An 18,331-nucleotide genomic window follows, 5' to 3' on the forward strand; every position below is an offset into this window, starting at 1 on the left:
TCATCATGGAAAAAACCGCACCGGAAAACGTTCGTCCGCCGGGGCGCTCTGTTCAACCCTCCGATGTCGCAAAATTGATTCTGTTCAGCGCCGTCGGTCTCTTTATGTTTTTCGTTCCGATCACCCTGGGAGGAACCTCCTCCATTCCGCTGGATCACCTGGTAACGGGCATCCGCAACGTCCTCGGGCCGGTTGTTCCCTATTACGCCCTCCTGGTGATCCTTCTCGGGGCCGTCTATCCCTTTGCCCGGGGCACCTGGAAAAAGGATCGGGTGGAGCAGGTGTTCTCGATTCTCAAGGTTCTGGGACTGATCACGGCGGCCATGCTCGTCTTCGGATTCGGGCCGAAGTGGCTGTTTGACCCGGATCTCGGTCCCTTCCTCTTCGAAAAACTGGTGATCCCCGTGGGACTGTTGGTCCCCGTCGGCTCCGTCTTCCTGGCCCTGTTGGTCGGCTATGGCCTTCTGGAATTCGTCGGTGTCTTCCTCCGTCCGGTCATGCGGCGCATCTGGAAAACCCCCGGACGGTCGGCCATCGACGCCGTCGCCTCCTTCGTCGGCAGTTACTCCATCGGCCTGCTCATCACCAACCGCCTGTACAAGGAGGGCTATTACAACGCCAAGGAAGCGGCCATCATCGCCACCGGCTTCTCCACCGTCTCCGCCACCTTCATGATCGTGGTGGCAAAAACCCTGGGACTGATGGAACATTGGAACCTGTATTTCTGGCTCACCTTGTTCGTCACCTTCGCCGTCACCGCGCTGAGCGTTCGGATTTGGCCCCTCCGCGGCAAACGCGAATCCTACTACGACGGTAAAGGAACGCCGGAGCCGGAAATTCGGGAGCGCCTGCTGCATCACGCCTGGCAGGAAGCCCTTAAAGCGTCGGCCAATGCCCCCTCCCTGGCCAAAAACGTCTGGAGCAATCTGCGGGACGGCTTCGTCATGACGATGGCCATCCTGCCCTCCATCATGTCCGTCGGACTGATCGGTCTGCTCCTGTCCAAATACACGCCGCTCTTTGACATTCTCGGTTACCTGTACGCGCCCTTCACCTGGCTGCTGCAGATTCCGGAACCGCTCTTGGCCGCCAAGGCCGCCGCAGTGGAGATCGCCGAGATGTTTTTGCCGGCGCTGCTGGTCGCCGAAGCTCCCCTGGTCACCAAAATGATCATCGGCATCGTCTCCGTCTCTGCAATCCTGTTCTTCTCCGCCTCCATCCCCTGCATCCTGTCGACGGAGATCCCCATCTCCATCTGGGAACTGCTGGTCATCTGGGTGGAGCGGACGATCCTGACGCTCCTGATCGCCACGCCGCTGGTTTACCTGCTGTTGTGAGCCCATGGATTTCACCGGATCCGGTTACGGGATCCGATTTTTTTTGGAATCCTCCGTTTTCGGGTAGGAGTTTCCGAACACCGGATCGTAGAAAAAAAGCAGACAACAAACCAGATTCCTCGCAAAACCCGTCCAAAGGAGCATGTCCATGCTGTGCTGGTGGATTTATCTTTCGATCGGCCTTCTGTTCGGCGCCTTCGATTTTTACTACCATCGCCTCGTGTTCGATCTGTTGGCGGAGGACTCCTGTGGTTTGTTCTCAGCCTCGGCATCTGGCTGGTTCCCATCGTCCCCATCGCCCTCCATGAGGCCCGCGCCTCCCGATCCGCGCCGCGATCCGCTCTCGCCGGTCTCTTGACCTGGTGTGCCTCGATTGCATCGTATTATCTGACCAACGTCGTTCATCTCCTGCTGATCGGCTACCCGGGCCGTCCGGAACTTCACATCTCCCGCCGTGGGGATCCGTATTTTTGGGAGAATTGGAGAAGCGTGCTGCAGGGGGATATCATCGAGGGCGGCATTTTCGAATGGATATGGGTTGCCGCTGTCGGCGGGTTCGCCGTCGGCTGTGCAACCGGTGCTGCTTATCTTTACGGTCGGAGGAAGGGGCGTCATTAGATAAACGGCAGAAAACTGACAAACGGGGGAAACAGCGGGACCAAAATTGCGTTTCACGCGAATTCATCGGAAAGGAAGGGGAGCATGACTGCTCTTTACGACCGGATTGGCCGGGATTATGACGTGACCCGGCAGGCGGATCCCGAGATTGTGCGACGGCTGCGGGTCCATCTCCAGTTGCGGGATGGACGACCGGTCCTGGACGTGGGATGCGGGACGGGGAACTATACCATCGCTTTGGCGGAAACCGGGCTGATGATGACGGGCGCCGACGTGTCCCGGGAGATGATCCGGCAGGCGGAGCGAAAATCGGACCGGGTGAAATGGGTGCAGGCGGATGCCGAAGCTCTGCCCTTTCCGGACGGGACCTTCGACGGGGCGACGATGGTATTGTGTGCGCACCACATGCAAAAGATTGGGAAAGTGTTTTCGGAGGTGTGCCGCGTTCTCCGGTCCGGGCGGTTGGTCATCTTCACCTCGTCACCGGAGCAGATGGAACGATACTGGCTCCGGGAATACTTCCCTCGGGCCCTGGAGGCGGCCAGCCGGCAGATGCCGCCGGTCTCCCTGTTGACGGCTCGCCTGAAGGAAGCAGGATTTGTGCGCTGCGAAGCGGAAACCTTCCTCGTGCAGCCCGATCTTCAGGACCTGTTTCTCTACAGCGGCAAACACCGTCCCCATCTTTACCTCGATCCCGCCGTGCGAGCCGGTATCTCCACCTTTGTCACCCTGGCCGAGGAAGAGGAGATCCGCACCGGATGCGAACGCTTGCGTGCAGATATCAAGAGCGGCCGGATCGACCGGGTGCGCGAACTATACGCCGGCAACCGGGGGGATTATCTGTTCATCGTCGCGGAAAAGGGATAAAATAACGGGATCCCCGGTGAAGGGGAGATCCTGTTTTTTTGCTTGGACGAAAATAGGGATCACAACGGACACTGCAGATTGGTCTTCACAAGGCCGAGTGGATGTGCCGCTTCGTTTCGCCCACTTAACAAAGGAACTCGCGGCACAACCCTCTCCGTTCATCGTAAAGGAACTTTCAACGAACTCGGTTGAGGATTGTTTTTTCGTGGCGATTCAACGGTTTATTGATAATGGGATTTAACTATTGTGAATGCCCGGGTGGCCCACAAAGGCCGCGATCACTCCTTTCCGGAACGTCAGAATCCCCAGAGGATCAGCAGCTTTCAAATGGAGATGGGGTTTCCGCCAAAAAGAAAAACCGGGCGCTTTCCGGATGCGCCCGGTCGGACTGAAAACCTTCTTAACTTTTTGGCGCCAACCCCTTTTGCCTAAGTTCCGCCAGCATGCGACGGACGATTCCGGCGGAGCGGCGGGAGGCCATCTTGGTAAACCGGGTGAAGTTGACGTGAGCGGAATGGTCCGCCCGGTCCGAGATGGACCGGAGAATGACGAAGGGAACCCGGTTCAGGTGGCAGACGTGGGCGACCGCCGCCCCTTCCATCTCAACGCACACCCCTCCAAAGCGTTCGTGCAACTTGCGAACCCGCTCCGTATCGGATACGAACTGATCGCCGGAGAGAATCTTCCCCATCATCGTCTTCCCGCCGGAAGCCTTCTCCGACGCTTCCTCCGCCAAGGCGACGAGATGCGGATCGGCCTGAAAAACGGAGGTTTCCTGAAAGGGAATCTCCCCCGGGGCAAAGCCGAGGGGGCTGGCATCGATATCATGCTGCTGGCACTCGGTGGAGATCACGATATCGCCGATATCGAGATCCGGGTGAAGGGCGCCTGCCACACCGGTAAAAATGACGGCATCCACCCGGTAGCGATCGATCAACACCTGGGTGCTGACCGCCGCGTTCACCTTCCCCACCCCGGATTTGCACAACACCACCGACACGTCCTCCAACCGTCCCCGGTGGTAGTGCGTTCCGGCGTATTTCTCCTCCGACACCGCCTCCATTTCATCCAACAACAGAGCGATCTCTTCGTCCATCGCTCCGATGAGTCCGATCACCATGCGCTTTTCTCTCCTTTCTACACCGGCGCAAGAAAGCCGGGGAAGGCCCCCTTCTCCGGAAACCGCCGAAAAACAAGGCTTCAGTCCATTTCCCTGGTCCGGGTGGACTCCCTGAACTCCAGGCGGTGCGGGAGAACCACTTCATGGTCCTCCACCGGCTCATCGTTCATATATTTGGTCAACAGACGCATGGCCACGGCGCCGATATCGTACATCGGCACGGAAACCGTGCTGAGTTGCGGGCGCACCTGGGACGCCAGGGGAATATTGTCGAAACCGATGATCGAGACATCCTCCGGAACCGATTTCCCCGCATCCTGGACGGCGTGAATTGCTGCCACGGCCATTTCATCCCCGGCGACAAAGACGGCCGTCGGCGGAGACTGGGAAGCGAGGAGGCTCTCCATCGCCGAGATCCCCGACCGATAGCGGTAATCCCCGATGCGGACCAGATCTTCCCGGAAGGGAAGACCGTGTTTCTCGAGAGCCTCCCGATATCCCTCATACCGGGGATAGCCGTTGATCGCATCCGTCAGCGGGCCGCCGATCAGGGCGATTTCCCGATGTCCCTCCCGAATCAATGCATCGGTGGCATCAAAGGCGGCCTGCTTCTGGTCGATCGACACCCAGGGATATTTCCCCTTCCGATCCACCGTGGCCGCCAAAACGACGGGCACAAAGGCCCCGTCGAAAATTTCCCGGTGCTCATCCGTCACCTCGCCGCCCAGAAAGAGCAGGCCGTCCACCTGCTTTTCCAAGAGGGTCTCGCTCAACTGCAATTCCTTCTGTTTCTGCTGATCCGAATTGCAGAGAATGATGTTGTAGTGGTACATATTGGCAATATCCTCGATCCCCCGCGTCAGCTCCGCGAAGAACGCGCTGGAGATGTCCGGAATCACCACACCCACCGTCGTCGTCCGCTTGCTGGCCAGCCCGCGGGCGACGGCATTGGGACGGTATCCCAGCCGGCGAATCGCTTCCAACACCTTTTTCCGCGTGGCCGGCTTCACATTGGGACTCCCGTTGATGACCCGGGACACGGTGGCCATGGAAACGCCCGCTTCCTCCGCCACGTCATAAATTGTTACCGCTCCGCGTTTTTTTTCCATCCTTAATACCCCATCCGTTCGTTTTTCATCTTTCCCTTCATGCCGCGCATATCAGGGTTTCCCTTCTATAATATTAAGGTTACATTTCCACAAAATAAAGGGCTTTCAAATGACAATTTTTAAAAACGCAATAAAGGGAGCCGCCACCCTTCACCGATCCGCCCCGGAAGTCGCTCCCGAAGCGGCGGGACCTTCGCTGAGGACGGCAGGCAGCAGCCCATTGGAGACGCTGGTCCATCCCTCCGGCGCACCCCGGTTGATCCAGACGATCGGCTCATAAGCGGCGAGGCGTTTGAACAGGGGACGGGCATCCACCAAGCGGGGCTCCATCCCCGGAAGTTCCTTTCCCCTTTGCTGAAACGCTTTGATCAGGCGAATCGCACGGTCCCGGGAAGTGAAAAAGTCCACCACCGGAACCCTCGTCTCGAAGTCAAGGAAGGCGGGCTTTCCGTCCGGATCGACGATGACCCAAATCTTCCGCAGTTCGGCCATCCGCCGGATGATCTCCCTGCTGTTTACCCATCCCTGCCCCCTCTTCACCGCCTGTTCCAACCGCTCGAGACATTCCTTGGTTTCCCGGGATTCCGGGCTGTCCTGCCCCTTCCCCTGCAGCTCATTCATATGCCGGGGAAGCAGAAGAACCTGCTCCGGAAAGCCGAATTGGAGATAGGGGGCTTTGGCTCCCGCCTGAAGACAGCGGTCAGCGATCACGTCCCAGGGATGGAGGACCGGTTCCCCGCCGCAGGAGTCGCACACCTCCCGGGCATCCCGCTCATCGATGTAGGCGGTCACCGTATAGGCCCCATCCTCCAGCTCGATCAACAACATTTTGTCCCCCCGGGTCGGAACCCATCCCCCGCCCAAACGTCGCCCTTCAACCACCGCATACTCGCGGAAGAGGCGGAGCATCTCCTCCCGGTGGATGACCCGCCGCGACGAATCTCCCGGATTGATGACCAAACCGTCAAATCCCGAACGAAAGGCTCTCCGCAGAAGATCCGTCACTTTCCGCTCCATCAATGTGACGGACTGGTCCACGCGGAGCACCTTTGACAAGTTCGGATCGGTAAAGAGGATCATCCGTTTGCTATTGGGAGACGGCCCCGGAGAGACCAGAGGCCGTTTCTTGCCGTTCTTCGTCAGCAAATAGGGGGCGTAAAGCTTCGGCACGTGCTGCGCCATGACCCGGAAAAGCCGATCCGGCGGCCACTTTTCCCGATTGGCCTCATACAAACACCGACGTCCGTCCACTTCAAACCCACCCTTTCGGACCGCAAATGGGAAGGGCGCCAACAACCGATTCCGGCAACGTGCGACCACGGATGCCCTGCCCTCGAAAACCATATCTATTATAGCAGGAAAAGGGGGAACGGACGATTTCCATCCCCATCAACTTCTTCCAATGAAAATCCAAAATCCCCGCCCCTTTCCCTCGTGGAGGATCCAGGACGAGGATTTCAGCATCCTGCGATGAATAATGCGGTCCGGGATGTGTTCCGTTGGAGCTTTCAGCCCGTCTGCCGGCATCCCCGTTTCCGGCGAAGCGTCATTTTCCTGAAGAAGCCACGGAAGCCGGATCCTGCGATTCCGACAGCAGTCCCGATTCGCGGAGGTCGGAGATCAGCTTCTCAAATTGCGGAATATCGATTTGCTGATGCGCATCCGACAGGGCGACGGCGGGCTCGGGGTGAACCTCCACCATGATCCCGTCGGCGCCGGCCGCCAGCGCCGCCTTGGCCACCGGAAGCAAAATATCCCTCCGACCCGTGGCATGGCTGATATCGACGAACACCGGAAGGTGACTTTCCTGCTTCAGGAGAGGCACCGCAGAAATGTCCAGGGTGTTCCGCGTCCATTTTTCGTAAGTCCGAATTCCCCGCTCGCAGAGGATGACCTGCCGGTTTCCGCGGGAGACGATGTACTCCGCCGCAAACAGCAATTCCTCAACGGTCGCCGACATGCCCCGCTTGAGAAACACCGGCGTGCGCACCGAACCCGCCGCCTTCAGCAGCTCAAAGTTCTGCATGTTGCGGGCTCCGATCTGGATCACGTCCACGTATTTGACGGCCAGCTCCATATCTGCGGGATTCACGATCTCGCTGACCACTTTCAGATCGAACTCGTCGGCAACGCGGCGCAAAATGCGCAGCCCTTCTTCACCCAACCCCTGAAAGTCGTAGGGAGATGTCCTCGGTTTGAAAGCGCCGCCGCGCAGGAGGCGCAGTCCTTGCCGCTTCATCGATTCGGCCACTTTGCGGACTTGCTCTTCCGACTCCACGGAACAGGGGCCGGCCACGACGGTTTTCCGGTGATTGCCGACGGGTTCGTCCCCCACCATGACCACCGTATCCTGGGGATGATCTTTCCGACTGACGAGCAGGGTCTTTTTGTGATCGTCCTGCTGCAGTTCGAGGGAAGCCTTGAAGATCTGCTTGAACAGGTGGCGAATTGTCTCGTCATCAAAGGGACCGGTGTTGTGCTTGACCAGCTGTTCCAGCATTTCCCGCTCCCGGACGGGATCAAATTTCTGAACTCCCTGTTTTTTCTTGATCTCGCCAATCTCCTTGACGATTGCCCCGCGCTTGCTCATCAGGCTGAGCAATTGCAGGTTGATCTCATCCAACCGGCTTCTCAGTTCATCCAATCGACTCAGGCTCCGGCTCACTCGGCTCCTCTCCCATCCGCAAAGAAATTTTGACGACTATTATAACGGAATCAGTGATTGTTGTCACCCCTAAAAACAAAAAAAGGGCTTTGCCCAAATCCGATGACCGATGACCCGGCCCCACTTGAACCATCCGGGGGATCTCATTTTTTGTTCCGGATCCGCCCCCCGCCTCGGGCTCCCCGTCTTCAATCCCGCCTGCCCTTCGTCTCCGCCCAAGAAAAAAGAGCGGTCAAATGGACCACCCGGTTTCAACTGCGCACCTAGGGATGTTCGGCGAGTGCCTTGCCGCCAGAGGGAGTCGAAACGCCAACCGCTCCCGTGCCGTCGGTCTTGTGCGGGAACCGTCCATCAATGAACCGCCGACAGTTTTTCGAACCACCGGGAAATTTCCTTTTCCTGATCCGGAAAGGTGAAGGTGGTCAGTTTCGGCTCTTTTCCCAGGGTGATGATGACGGAGGTGGGAAAAGCCGTGTTTCTCAACTGCTCCGCTCCTTGGTCCAATCTGATGCCGACCGTGGACATTAAGGTTTTGAACGTGTGGTCATCCGGCACCCTGACGAAAACCAGGCGCTTCACCCGGGTGTACCAGGATGAGCCGTCCTCCAGGAAGAACGGAATGGCGCTGGGATAAATCCATGCCGTATCGGTTCCGGACTCCGGATTGAATTGGTTGGGGCTCACCACGTGGATATAGTCGCTCTGGGGAATGTGCAAAGTCTCCCCCTGGGTTGCGAATACCATCACCTTGTGCGTCGCTTCGGGCAATTCTCGGGAAATGTCCGTCTCGCCGCGGTCGACCGCCATTCGCGGTTCGTCGGCAGACCACGGCAACGTTCCAAAGGGAGCAAGATAGATCAGTACCGCGATCGCCAAACATGCGGCCGCCCTTTTCAGCCAAATCAAAGAAGCGGGAGCGGAACGCATGCGAACATGGGTCCGTATCTCCTCCAAAGTGTTGACCAGTGCCACCATCTCCTGCAGATTTCGCCTGCAAGCGGCGCAACCGGCCACGTGCTCGCGGAGGCGTTGAACACCTGGTGCATCCAGTTCCCGATCCACATAGAGCTGTATTAGCCGATCCACATCTCGGCAAGACATTCCCCGGTCATCTCCTCAACCATTCTTGGTCAATCGTTCCTTCAGCATCTTCCGCGCGCGGAACAGCTGGGTCTTCACCGTTCCCTCGGGAATATCCAGTTGTTCGCTGATCTCCGAATAGGAAAGAGAATGGAAATGACGTAAAATAATGACACGGCGGTAAATTTCAGGCAAATCGCGAATCTCCTCCTTCACCCGCTCCAGAAGGAGACGGTTTTCCACCTGCTCCTCAACGGATTGGGTGCCCACCGAGAGAGGAGGTTCTGAATGTATAAACGCGTCTTCCAGCGCTACCAGTTTCAAACTTTTTTTTCGCTTCAGGTCCCGGAACAAGTTGGTCATCATCGTTCGGAGCCAGGCCTTCAGCGATTTTTCATAGACATACTTGCTCGACTTCCGGTGAGCCTGCCAAATGGTCTCCTGCGTCAGATCCTTGGCATCCTCCGAGTTTCCGGTCAACCGATAGGCGATGTGATACAGATATCGCCGGTGCTGTTGAATCCGCTCCATAAATTCATCCGTCACAAACTTTCTACTGTTGGATACATCCGTTTTGGAACTCATTTGCAACCTCCTGAGTCTGTCGGAAACTTTCGTTGCCGATTGTAATCCAACCCCAGGCCAAAAGGCCACAGCCGGCGGATAATTTCCATATATTTTCACCCTAAGGCTTGTCCGCGACAGCCTCCAACAAATGGTCCCGGGTAATGTTCCAATGGGAAGTATGCCATCTTACGCGGTCACCCTCGATCAGAAGAACCTGAGGCGACTGGTGTTGCACGCCGAACCGGTCCGCGATCGCATTGGAAACCGCGCGGTGCTCGATCACCAACACCATCGCCATCTCCAGCGCCGCCGGTTTTTCCCGGGAGAAGGCGCGCACTTCCTCGAAGGCGGAAGCGCTGATGGGACAGGCTGTACTGTGTTTAAACAGCAGCAATCGACCCCCGCGTTTCCGCTGATCCCGGAGCAGGTTCTCCAGTTGTTCAACCGACGTGATGGGAAGAATTTCGTCTTCCATAGTCCCTTTCCTCTTTCCTTATGATTGGTTCCCCAGCAATATGACCCCGACGACCACGAGGACAATCCCCGCCAATTTCGTGAAAGTGACCGCCTCTCCGAAAACAAGGACGGAAAAGAAGAAGGCGATGACCGGAAAACTGCCGACAATGGGCATCACCCGCCCCACTTCCCCGTGCTCCAGCGCCCTGAAGTAGAAATACTGGGCAAACAGGACGCCGAATACGCCTCCCAGGATGACATAGATCACGGATCGGAGGTCGGTTTTCGAGAAGGCGGCGATGTTCCCGGAGGCCAACAGGAAACCGAGGGTGAACACCGTGGTGATAAACGCCCGGATAAACAGCGCGACCGTCGGGTCCGTGCGGGCAAGTCCCAACTTCTCAAACAAGGGAGCGATCCCGAAACTGAGGGCCGCCAGCAGTGCATACAGAATTTCTTTGTTCATATTCTACCTCATTTGGACCTTTTTGTCCCATGTATATGTGACGTCGCTCCCGATTAGACATGCCGCCGGCCATGGATGGCTACATACCCTTTTTCCCGAACGGTCAAACCTGTTTCACACGTTTTTATCCAGTTCCATATAAATAAAAAAACGTCGGAAATGGAGTGGAAAAGCGTGGGCAAAAAGGTTCAAATCGAATTCTCACCCAGTTCCTTCGCCGACTTGGAAAGGCTCAAGGCAGAGACGGAGGCCACCTCCTACGCTCAAGTCCTGCGTTCCGCTTTGAAGGTGTACAGCTGGTGCGTGTCCCATCAACAGCAGGGAAGAAAGATCAAGGCTTCAAAATCCGGAGAAAACGTGATTTACGAACTGATCCTGTGAGCGCGGGCCGGCCTGCTTTTCGGGCAGAAAAAACGGTCCGCATCCGCCTGCGCGGACGCGGGCCGCAGGATGGCCCCGCACCTTCCGAAGGGAAGGCGAGCCGGTCGATCCCCTCAATCCAACCCCTGCGGGATTTCCAGATCGTGTCCGTGTCCCGCGGGATACATATCCGGAATGGTGACGGGAAGGCGGCCGGAGAGGGGGATCTTCCCGGCAACGGCCTTGGCCGCCGCCTCCAGGGAGACGGGATGTGAGCTGTACAGGGCCAGATACGTGCCGTCTTCGGGAAAAGACATCGGATCGTAGGGAGTGTCCAACCCGAGCACGATGACGGGCTTTCTCGTCGCCCGGAGCGCCCGAACCAGATCTCCCTGTTCCGGGTGCATCTGGGCGCGGAAGGTCCCGATGATCACCGCATCCGATTCGACGGCCATCCGGGAGGCCTCCAGGATCTCCTGCCCTCCGGGCGACAGGCTGATTTTTCGGACCGCCGGATCAAATCCCTGCCCCCTCAAGGCTTCTCCCAATTCAGAGGCGCCTTCCGCCGAAAGCACCAGGACGCGGGACTGCTTTTGGGGATCGAGGGGAAGATGCCGTTGGTCATCGCGGACGAGGGTCACCGCCCTCTGCGCAACCTTCCGGGCGACCTCGGCGAAATCCTTCCGGCCGACCCTCTCCGGTATCCGGTCACCCTCCGTCTGCGGTTTCCTGAGAATCGATTGAGATCCCAATTTCCTCGACTTCAATTCCAAAATCCGGCGGACCGATCGGTCAATCCGCGCCTCGGATATTTCCCCGCTTCGGACGGCTTGCGTCACCGCCTCGATGCTCTCCTTTTGCACCGAAAGGGTGTGGCAGACCAGGACCATGTCCGCCCCGGCCCGGATCGCCCGGACGGCGGCCTTCGCCGAACCGAACCTCTTGGCAATCGCTCCCATCTCCATGTCATCGGTCATGATCACGCCGTCAAAACCCAGTTCGTTCCGGAGCAAATCCGTGAGCACCCGGCGGGACAGGGTCGCCGGCAAATCCGAGGGTTCGAAGGCGGGAAAGGTGACATGGGCCGACATCACCGCGTCCGCGCCTTGGGCAATGGCCCGGCGGAATGGAACCAGGTCCGCCTCCTCCATGCGCTTTCGGTCTCGGGAGATCGTCGGCAGATCCAGATGGGAATCGACGGCGGTGTCCCCGTGCCCCGGGAAATGTTTCACCGCCGTCAAAACCGCGCCGTCATGATACCCGCGGATGTTGGCTTCAGCCATTTTTGCAACCCACGTCGGATCTTCTCCGAAGGAGCGGACCCCGATGACCGGGTTCCGGGCGTTGTTGTTCAAATCGACGACCGGAGCCAGATTCATGTTGATCCCCATGGCTCTCAGCTCCATTCCCGTGATCCTCCCCGCCTCATAGGCGAGGTTCGGATCGCGGGTGGCTCCGAGCGCCATGTTCCCGGGAAAAAGGGTGACCCCTTTCCGAATCCGGATGATGGGGCCCCCCTCCTGGTCGATGGCGACAAACAGGGGAATTCCCGAAGAGGAGGACAAAGCCATGGTCTGCAGCTCGCCGGTCAGCTTCCCCACCTGCTCCGGCGACTCCACGTTCCTCCCGAAGAGAATGACTCCTCCCACATGTTTTTCCTGGATCAGGGTGCGTATCTGATCGTTGATTTCATAGGCCGGCTGATCTCCCGGGTTTCCGAAGCCGACCATGAACATCTGGCCGACTTTTTGCTCCAGAGTCATGTTCCGGATGCGCTCCTCCACCCAGTCGGAACCGTCGCGATCCGGTCCGTTGATGTCGCCCGACACGCCGGGGGATGATGCCGGAGTCAGGAGCAAAAGAGCGATCACCATCAGCACCCACACGCCTCGAGCGACAAAACCGCCCTTCACCCAACCACTCCTTTTCTCAAACTCTCCTTTGTTCCCCATTATAACTCTCCGCCCAGGGCCGTAAAAGGAAGGGCCCTGCTCCCTCCGGATTCGTCCGCGGGTTGTGACAGAATATCAGCGCAAAGGCGATTTTCCGCCTCGACTCCCGGCAGTGGTCGCCGACGAAAAATCGCCTCCGACTTCCGGAAATGGGTTTTGTTCAGCGGTCCACCCTCATCAACCGGAGTTATCCCCTCACTATCCGGTAGGGACGCATCATTTCCCAATCCTCATGCTCAAGAATGTGACAATGCCAGACAAACTCCCCGGTGAAGGAAGTGAGCCCGAAGTGCGGAATGATCCGCGTCACCTGTCCGGGATTGGCGCGGACCGTATCCTTCAGGCCCCGTTCATCGGGTGACGGGGGCACGGGCGCGCCGGTAAACCGAAGTTTCCCGGTTCGATTGAAATGATTGACATCAAAAGGCTGGCGGTTCAGGATGCGAAAATGAACCTCATGAATGTGAATCGGATGGGTATCCGGAGTGGTATTGATCAACTGCCACAGTTCGAAACTTCCCAGGCGCGGCCGGGTCGTGATCGGGTCCGACCACCTCCTGTTCTCCAACAGCAAAAGCAGCCGGCCGAAACGGTCGTTGCTCTCCACCAGGGAAAGATTTCGCACCCTTCTCACCCGGCTCAACGGCGTAGGCGGAAGCGCGCTCAACCGGCGGGGAATGGAGCTGGTATCCCTTGAGCTCAGCGGCCGATTGACCCGGAATTGCATGACCAGCCCCGTCGTTCGCGGGTTGACGGGATCACCGTCCGGATAGGGGGCCGGGGCGCTGTTGGTCATCGTGATGGTTTTCCCTTTGAAGTTGGAAAAGTCGAGGATCACATCTGCGCGCTCGGCCGGCCCCAAGGTGAGCGATTGAACCCGGACGGGACGCGCCATCAATCCGCCGTCCGTTCCGATTTGGATGAAGGGCTGACCGGAGCTGAGACGCAACGTGTAAAATCGGGAATTGGATCCGTTCAGCAGGCGGAACCGGTATTTCCGGGGTTCCACACTCAAAAAGGGCCACACCTTGCCGTTCACCAGAATCGTGTCGCCAAAAAATTCCGGGACGATGGAAGGGTCAGGAAGCCCGGGGGAGGCGGGTTGCGGCCTTCTCGGATAAAAAAGCGAGCCGTCCCGGTTAAAGGAACGATCCTGAATGAGCAGGGGAATTTCAAATTTGCCCCTGGGGAGATTGAGTGACAGCTCCTCGCCGTCGCGGATCAAATAAAATCCCGCCAGGCCGGCATAAATGTTGAGCCGCGTGATTCCGAGGGCGTGATCGTGATACCAGAGGGTCGCCGCCCGCTGGGTGTTGGGATACCGGTAAATCCTCCTCTGGAAAAAGGGCCCTGTCTCCCTGAAACCGCGGGTAAACCAGGCATCGGGATGGCCGTCGCTGTCCGGAGGGGACACCACCCCGTGGGCATGGACCACCGTCCTGACTTCCGGGTTTCCACGAGCTCCGTGAATGGTTTGATCCACCGGGAGAAAATGCCTTTTGGGAAGTTGGTTCAACCAAAGCACCCGGACCGGTTCGTTCCTCCACACTTCGATGGTCGGTCCCGGATATTTCCCCTCATACCCCCAGATCCGGGTGGGGGGGAGATCGCGATGCAGCTTTTGGAAGGTTTCCATCATGCGAACCACATAAAAGGTAAAGCGCGGTTTTCTGGAAATCGGTTTTAAGACCCCCGGAATAGGCAGCGGATCGACAAAGGGCGTCAAGCGTCTTTTCAACCTCATTCCAGCGGCTCCTTTCCGCATCGTTTCTCCTTCCAATTCATTCGTCATTCGTCCTCGGAGAAACGGACACGAAACCATGCGGAAAAAATTGGACAGTTGCCCGGGAAGAAAAGAGGCCGCGATGAGCGATCGTCACCGAACAGTTTTGCTTGATTCCCGTCACTGTTTGGGGGTAGCATTAGTAGTTGAGGTGATTGACGTTGGCAGAGAAAAAAACCGTAGTGGTGATGAAAGGTGACCAAACCGGGCAGGAGCTCCTGGAGGAGGCCCTTCGGGTGCTTCATCCCGATGTCATCCGTTTTGAAATCGACTTTAAACCCTTCGACCTAAGCCTGGAAAACCGGCGCAAAACCAAGAACCAGGTGGTCTACGAAGCGGCAAAGGCGATGAAGGAAGCCGGCTTCGGCCTCAAGGCGGCCACCATCACGCCGGAGGAGAAAGGGGACGTGGGCAGCCCCAACGCCATCCTGCGTCGGGAGATCGACGGCAAGGTGATCGTCCGCACCGGACGGCGGATTCCCGGGGTGCGACCGGTGGCCGGCACCTACGCGCCCATTTCCGTCATCCGGATGGCGGTGGGTGACGCCTACGGCGCGGAGGAGTGGCGCGAGGGAGAAGGAGTGGAGGAGGTGGCGTTCCGTACGGAGCGGATCGACCGAAAAACCTGCCGCGCCGTCGCGGAATTCGCCTTCCGCCACGCCAAGCGGATGAACGCCAAGGTGTTCGGCGGCCCCAAATTTACCGTCAGCCCCGTCTACGAAGGCATGTTGAAGGAAGAAATGGATGCCGCCAGCAAAAGGTATCCCGAGGTACCCTACGAACCCCAGTTGATCGATGCCACCTACGCCCTTCTCCTCAACAGTTCGGGCGAACCGATGGTGATCCCCGCCCTCAACCGGGATGGGGACTGCCTGAGCGATCTGGTCCTGCAGTTGTTCGGATCGATTGCAGGCGCCGAATCGATCCTGCTCAGCTTCGACGAAGATTTCAACCCGCAGGTGGTGATGGCCGAAGCCCCGCACGGAACGGCGCCGACCCTCTTCGGCAAGAACATCGCCAATCCGATGGCGATGATCCTGGCGGCGGCCTCCCTGCTCACCTATTTCAACGATCCCCAGGCATCGGCCGCATCCCGGGCCATCTATGAATCGACCATCGAGGCCGTCCGCGAGGGAACGCGGACCGCTGACCTGGGAGGCAGCGCCACCACCACCGAGTTCACCGATGAGGTGATCCGCAAGGTGCAAACCAAACTGGAAGTCTGGACCACCCTGCAGGGGTATTAAAACCTTTTATATACCCTTGCTTTTCGCCAGATTTTGGGTAGAATTAACAATTAGGGAGCGTTCGGCCTTTGTCGGAAACCGTTGGGGAACAGCTTTTCGCTATTGCTCCTTGTCGTTGCAACGTATGGAACCTTTGCATAGATGCTCTATAACAAACGAATTTCTCAAACGCCCGCTTTGTGATGAAATCCTCCCCAACCACATACAATGGATGATGGTTGGAGTTCAGGATGGTATGAGCGCAAAGCCCATGCGTGTCGCAGCAACGCATGGGTTTTGTTGTCCGGCAGGGGCAGCATCCACCGCCGCCTGCGAACAGAAAGATATGGGGGTATGGGGAACCGAAAGGGGGGGAGCCATTTGCGGATGAGAAAACTCCAGTTGATGTGGAAATTGTGGCGGAAAAGCATGGGGAAAAAGTGGTGGATCCTCGTTTTGACCACCACCTTGCTCCTGATTGCCGGAGGCTGTTCCGCCGTCTTCCTGACCGGCGGCGTCTACGATTTGGAATCGATGAAAAAGATGAACTTCGCCTCCACCTTGTACGACAAGAATAATAAAAAAGTGGTCCAACTCGGCGACACCCACTTTGAATACGTCAAGCTGGACGATATCAAATCCGATCTGTTGATCCAAACCTTTGTCGCCGTCGAAGACCGACGCTTTTACAGCCATAACGGCGTGGATTGGAAGAGCATCGGGCGGGCGACGGTTCGCAACCTCCTTGCCATGGGCGCGGTGGAGGGCGGCGGGACCATCACCATGCAGGTCGCCCGAAACACCATCCTGCAAGACCGGGACAAAGAACTGAGCCGGAAAATCAAGGAGTCGCTGATCGCCTGGAACCTGGAACGCCGATACACCAAGGACGAAATCCTCGAAGCCTACCTCAATTACATCTACCTCGGAAACCAGGTCCGCGGCGTCAAAATGGCCGCCAAGATCTATTTCGACAAGGACATCACCAAAGAGGAGCTGGAACCCCACGAAATCGCCCTCTTGGCCGGTCTCCCCAAGGCACCGGGATCTTACAACCCCTACCTGCATCCCAAAAAGGCAAAGGATCGCCGGGATACCATCCTCGACGTGATGGAAGAGACCGGACTCATCAGCAAAGCGGAAAATAAAAAGTACCAGAAAAAGGGACTGGGAGTCAACCGGAAGTATCTCTCCAAATACAAAAAGAACAACCAGTACGCCGCCTACGTGGACATGGTCATCGACGAAGCGGCCGAACGCTACGGCATGGACGAACAGGAACTGACCAGCGGCGCTTACAAAATCTACACCGGTTTGATTCCCTCCGCCCAAAAAACCCTGGAAAACACGCTGAAAAACGATCCTCTCCTCAAGGCTCATTCCGGCCTGGACGCCGGAGCGACAATCATTGACCCGAAAAACGGCGAAATCGTCGCCGTCGGCGGCGGCCGCAACTATCTGAGCGGATACCTGAACCGGGCCTTGCTGCCGAAACAGCCGGGCTCCTCCATCAAGCCGATCAGCGTGTATGCTCCCGCCGTCGAGGAAAAAGGATACACGGAATATACCCGCGTCCTGGACGCGCCGATCACCGTCAACGGCTGGTCGCCCCAAAACTACTCGAGAACCTACTCGGGGTACGTCCCCCTTCGGACGGTGGCCGCCAAATCCCTGAACGCCGCCACCGTCCGCCTGCTGCATGAAGTGGTCGGGGTGAAGACCGGAGCGGAATACGCCAAAAAGATGGGACTCCCCATCAAAAAAGAGGACCGCTACCTGGCTCCCCTCGCCTTGGGCGGACTCACCGAGGGAGTCAACACCGTTCAGATGGCGGAAGCATACAGCGCTTTCGCCAACGACGGAAAGATCATCGAGCCCCACACGATCCGCAAGATTGAAGCCTGGGACGGGGACGAGGTGAAACCGAAAAAGGAGCCGAAACAGCGGAAGGTATTCAGTCCGCAGACGGCTCGTATGATGACCAAGATCCTGAAGTTTGTCGTCGAGGGAGGAACGGGGCAGAACGCCCGGATCCCCGGCTGGGAAGTGGCCGGAAAGACGGGAACGACTCAGAACTACAAGGAAGCTTGGTTCGTCGGCTACACCCCGCGCTACGTCATGGCCACCATGGTCTACAACGACAAGGGCAGCCGGGTCCGATTGAGCGGCGGCGATTATCCGGCACGGATCTTCCACAAGGTGATGGCGGAGATCCATGCCGGGCTCAAGCCGAAGTCCTTCGAAGGACCGAAATCCACCCATGACGGGCCCTCCATTCCCGACACCGACGGGCCGTCCTGGGATCCGGGACCGGAAAAATCCCCCACCCCCGGCCCGGGCACGCAACCGCCCGATACCAATCCCAAACCGCCGAACCCCGGCAACGGAAAAAACGGCGGTGACGACACGCCCCAGCCGCCCGACACCGGCGGTAACAACGGTGAAGGCGGCGGGAACCCCGGTGGCGGCGGAAATGGCGGCGGCGAAACCGGTGGCGGGAATCCCGGTGGCAGCGGAAATGGCGGCGGCAGCGGCGGCGAAACCGGCGGCGGAGATGGCGGCGGAAACACCGGAGGCGGCAGTGGAAACGGCATTGGGGAAAACTGAGGAGAAACGGCGGGGATGCATCCCCGCCCGCCCGTAAAGGCCTGAAAAGGAAAAACGCTTCACCGCCGTCGGAAACCGCCCTCGCATACAAGAAGGGACCGATTTTCCCGCTGCTCCC

The 18,331-nt window shown here is 58.2% G+C and carries 16 protein-coding genes; 6 read left to right on the forward strand and 10 right to left on the reverse strand.

What is annotated here, in order from left to right; translation table 11 throughout:
* Window positions 1–5: 5 nt before the first annotated feature.
* From CLV97_RS01025 to CLV97_RS01030, 3 genes are all read left to right on the forward strand, one after another.
* Entirely contained in the window at window positions 6–1,337 is a 1,332-nt protein-coding gene (locus CLV97_RS01025) for a YjiH family protein (protein ID WP_106343653.1), read from the forward strand.
* A 153-nt stretch (window positions 1,338–1,490) separates the two neighbouring features.
* Window positions 1,491–1,955, forward strand: coding sequence for a hypothetical protein (locus CLV97_RS17820; RefSeq protein WP_146130376.1), 465 nt, complete (start codon window positions 1,491–1,493; stop codon window positions 1,953–1,955).
* An 84-nt stretch (window positions 1,956–2,039) separates the two neighbouring features.
* The gene (locus tag CLV97_RS01030; protein WP_106343654.1) at window positions 2,040–2,822 is read left to right on the forward strand and encodes a class I SAM-dependent methyltransferase; all 783 of its coding nucleotides are present in this window, start codon (window positions 2,040–2,042) and stop codon (window positions 2,820–2,822) included.
* Window positions 2,823–3,222: 400 nt separating this feature from the next.
* On the opposite strand, the gene CLV97_RS01035 is transcribed toward CLV97_RS01030, so the two are convergent.
* The 8 genes from CLV97_RS01035 to CLV97_RS01070 all read right to left on the reverse strand — a co-directional run bounded on the left by CLV97_RS01035 (window position 3,223) and on the right by CLV97_RS01070 (window position 10,285).
* Complete coding sequence (locus CLV97_RS01035; RefSeq protein WP_106343655.1) at window positions 3,223–3,942, reverse strand: 5'-methylthioadenosine/adenosylhomocysteine nucleosidase; 720 nt, start codon at window positions 3,940–3,942, stop codon at window positions 3,223–3,225.
* 80 nt (window positions 3,943–4,022) lie between these two features.
* Entirely contained in the window at window positions 4,023–5,051 is a 1,029-nt protein-coding gene (gene ccpA / locus CLV97_RS01040) for a catabolite control protein A (protein ID WP_106343656.1), read from the reverse strand.
* A 150-nt stretch (window positions 5,052–5,201) separates the two neighbouring features.
* A complete protein-coding gene (locus tag CLV97_RS01045; protein WP_106343657.1) occupies window positions 5,202–6,302 on the reverse strand; it encodes a hypothetical protein in 1,101 nt (366 codons plus the stop codon).
* Window positions 6,303–6,597: 295 nt separating this feature from the next.
* On the reverse strand, window positions 6,598–7,716 hold the full coding sequence (locus CLV97_RS01050) for a bifunctional 3-deoxy-7-phosphoheptulonate synthase/chorismate mutase (protein ID WP_106343658.1): 1,119 nt from the start codon (window positions 7,714–7,716) through the stop codon (window positions 6,598–6,600).
* Window positions 7,717–8,067: 351 nt separating this feature from the next.
* Window positions 8,068–8,817: an anti-sigma factor family protein gene (locus tag CLV97_RS01055; protein ID WP_106343659.1), complete on the reverse strand. Its 750-nt coding sequence runs from the start codon at window positions 8,815–8,817 to the stop codon at window positions 8,068–8,070.
* 15 nt (window positions 8,818–8,832) lie between these two features.
* Complete coding sequence (locus tag CLV97_RS01060; protein ID WP_106343660.1) at window positions 8,833–9,381, reverse strand: RNA polymerase sigma factor; 549 nt, start codon at window positions 9,379–9,381, stop codon at window positions 8,833–8,835.
* A gap of 100 nt (window positions 9,382–9,481) precedes the next feature.
* Window positions 9,482–9,838, reverse strand: coding sequence for a bacillithiol system redox-active protein YtxJ (ytxJ, locus tag CLV97_RS01065; RefSeq protein ID WP_106343661.1), 357 nt, complete (start codon window positions 9,836–9,838; stop codon window positions 9,482–9,484).
* 18 nt (window positions 9,839–9,856) lie between these two features.
* A complete protein-coding gene (locus CLV97_RS01070; protein WP_106343662.1) occupies window positions 9,857–10,285 on the reverse strand; it encodes an EamA family transporter in 429 nt (142 codons plus the stop codon).
* A gap of 174 nt (window positions 10,286–10,459) precedes the next feature.
* On the opposite strand from CLV97_RS01070, the gene CLV97_RS01075 reads away from it, so the two are divergent.
* On the forward strand, window positions 10,460–10,666 hold the full coding sequence (locus CLV97_RS01075; RefSeq protein ID WP_146130377.1) for a hypothetical protein: 207 nt from the start codon (window positions 10,460–10,462) through the stop codon (window positions 10,664–10,666).
* Between the two features lie 113 nt (window positions 10,667–10,779).
* Here the strand turns inward: CLV97_RS01075 and nagZ are convergent, their stop codons facing one another.
* Complete coding sequence (gene nagZ, locus CLV97_RS01080; protein ID WP_245891304.1) at window positions 10,780–12,558, reverse strand: beta-N-acetylhexosaminidase; 1,779 nt, start codon at window positions 12,556–12,558, stop codon at window positions 10,780–10,782.
* 226 nt (window positions 12,559–12,784) lie between these two features.
* The gene (locus CLV97_RS01085) at window positions 12,785–14,341 is read right to left on the reverse strand and encodes a multicopper oxidase family protein (RefSeq protein WP_106343750.1); all 1,557 of its coding nucleotides are present in this window, start codon (window positions 14,339–14,341) and stop codon (window positions 12,785–12,787) included.
* Between the two features lie 227 nt (window positions 14,342–14,568).
* Here CLV97_RS01085 and CLV97_RS01090 point away from each other — a divergent pair, with 227 nt between their 5' ends.
* Both CLV97_RS01090 and CLV97_RS01095 read left to right on the forward strand, forming a co-directional pair.
* Window positions 14,569–15,627 carry an isocitrate/isopropylmalate family dehydrogenase gene (locus CLV97_RS01090; protein ID WP_106343751.1) on the forward strand — a complete coding sequence of 353 codons (1,059 nt, stop codon included), beginning with the start codon at window positions 14,569–14,571 and terminating at the stop codon, window positions 15,625–15,627.
* 366 nt (window positions 15,628–15,993) lie between these two features.
* Entirely contained in the window at window positions 15,994–18,213 is a 2,220-nt protein-coding gene (locus CLV97_RS01095; protein WP_245891315.1) for a transglycosylase domain-containing protein, read from the forward strand.
* Window positions 18,214–18,331: the final 118 nt, after the last annotated feature.

The organism is Planifilum fimeticola, assembly GCF_003001905.1.
GTDB classification, from domain to species: Bacteria; Bacillota; Bacilli; order Thermoactinomycetales; family DSM-44946; genus Planifilum; species Planifilum fimeticola.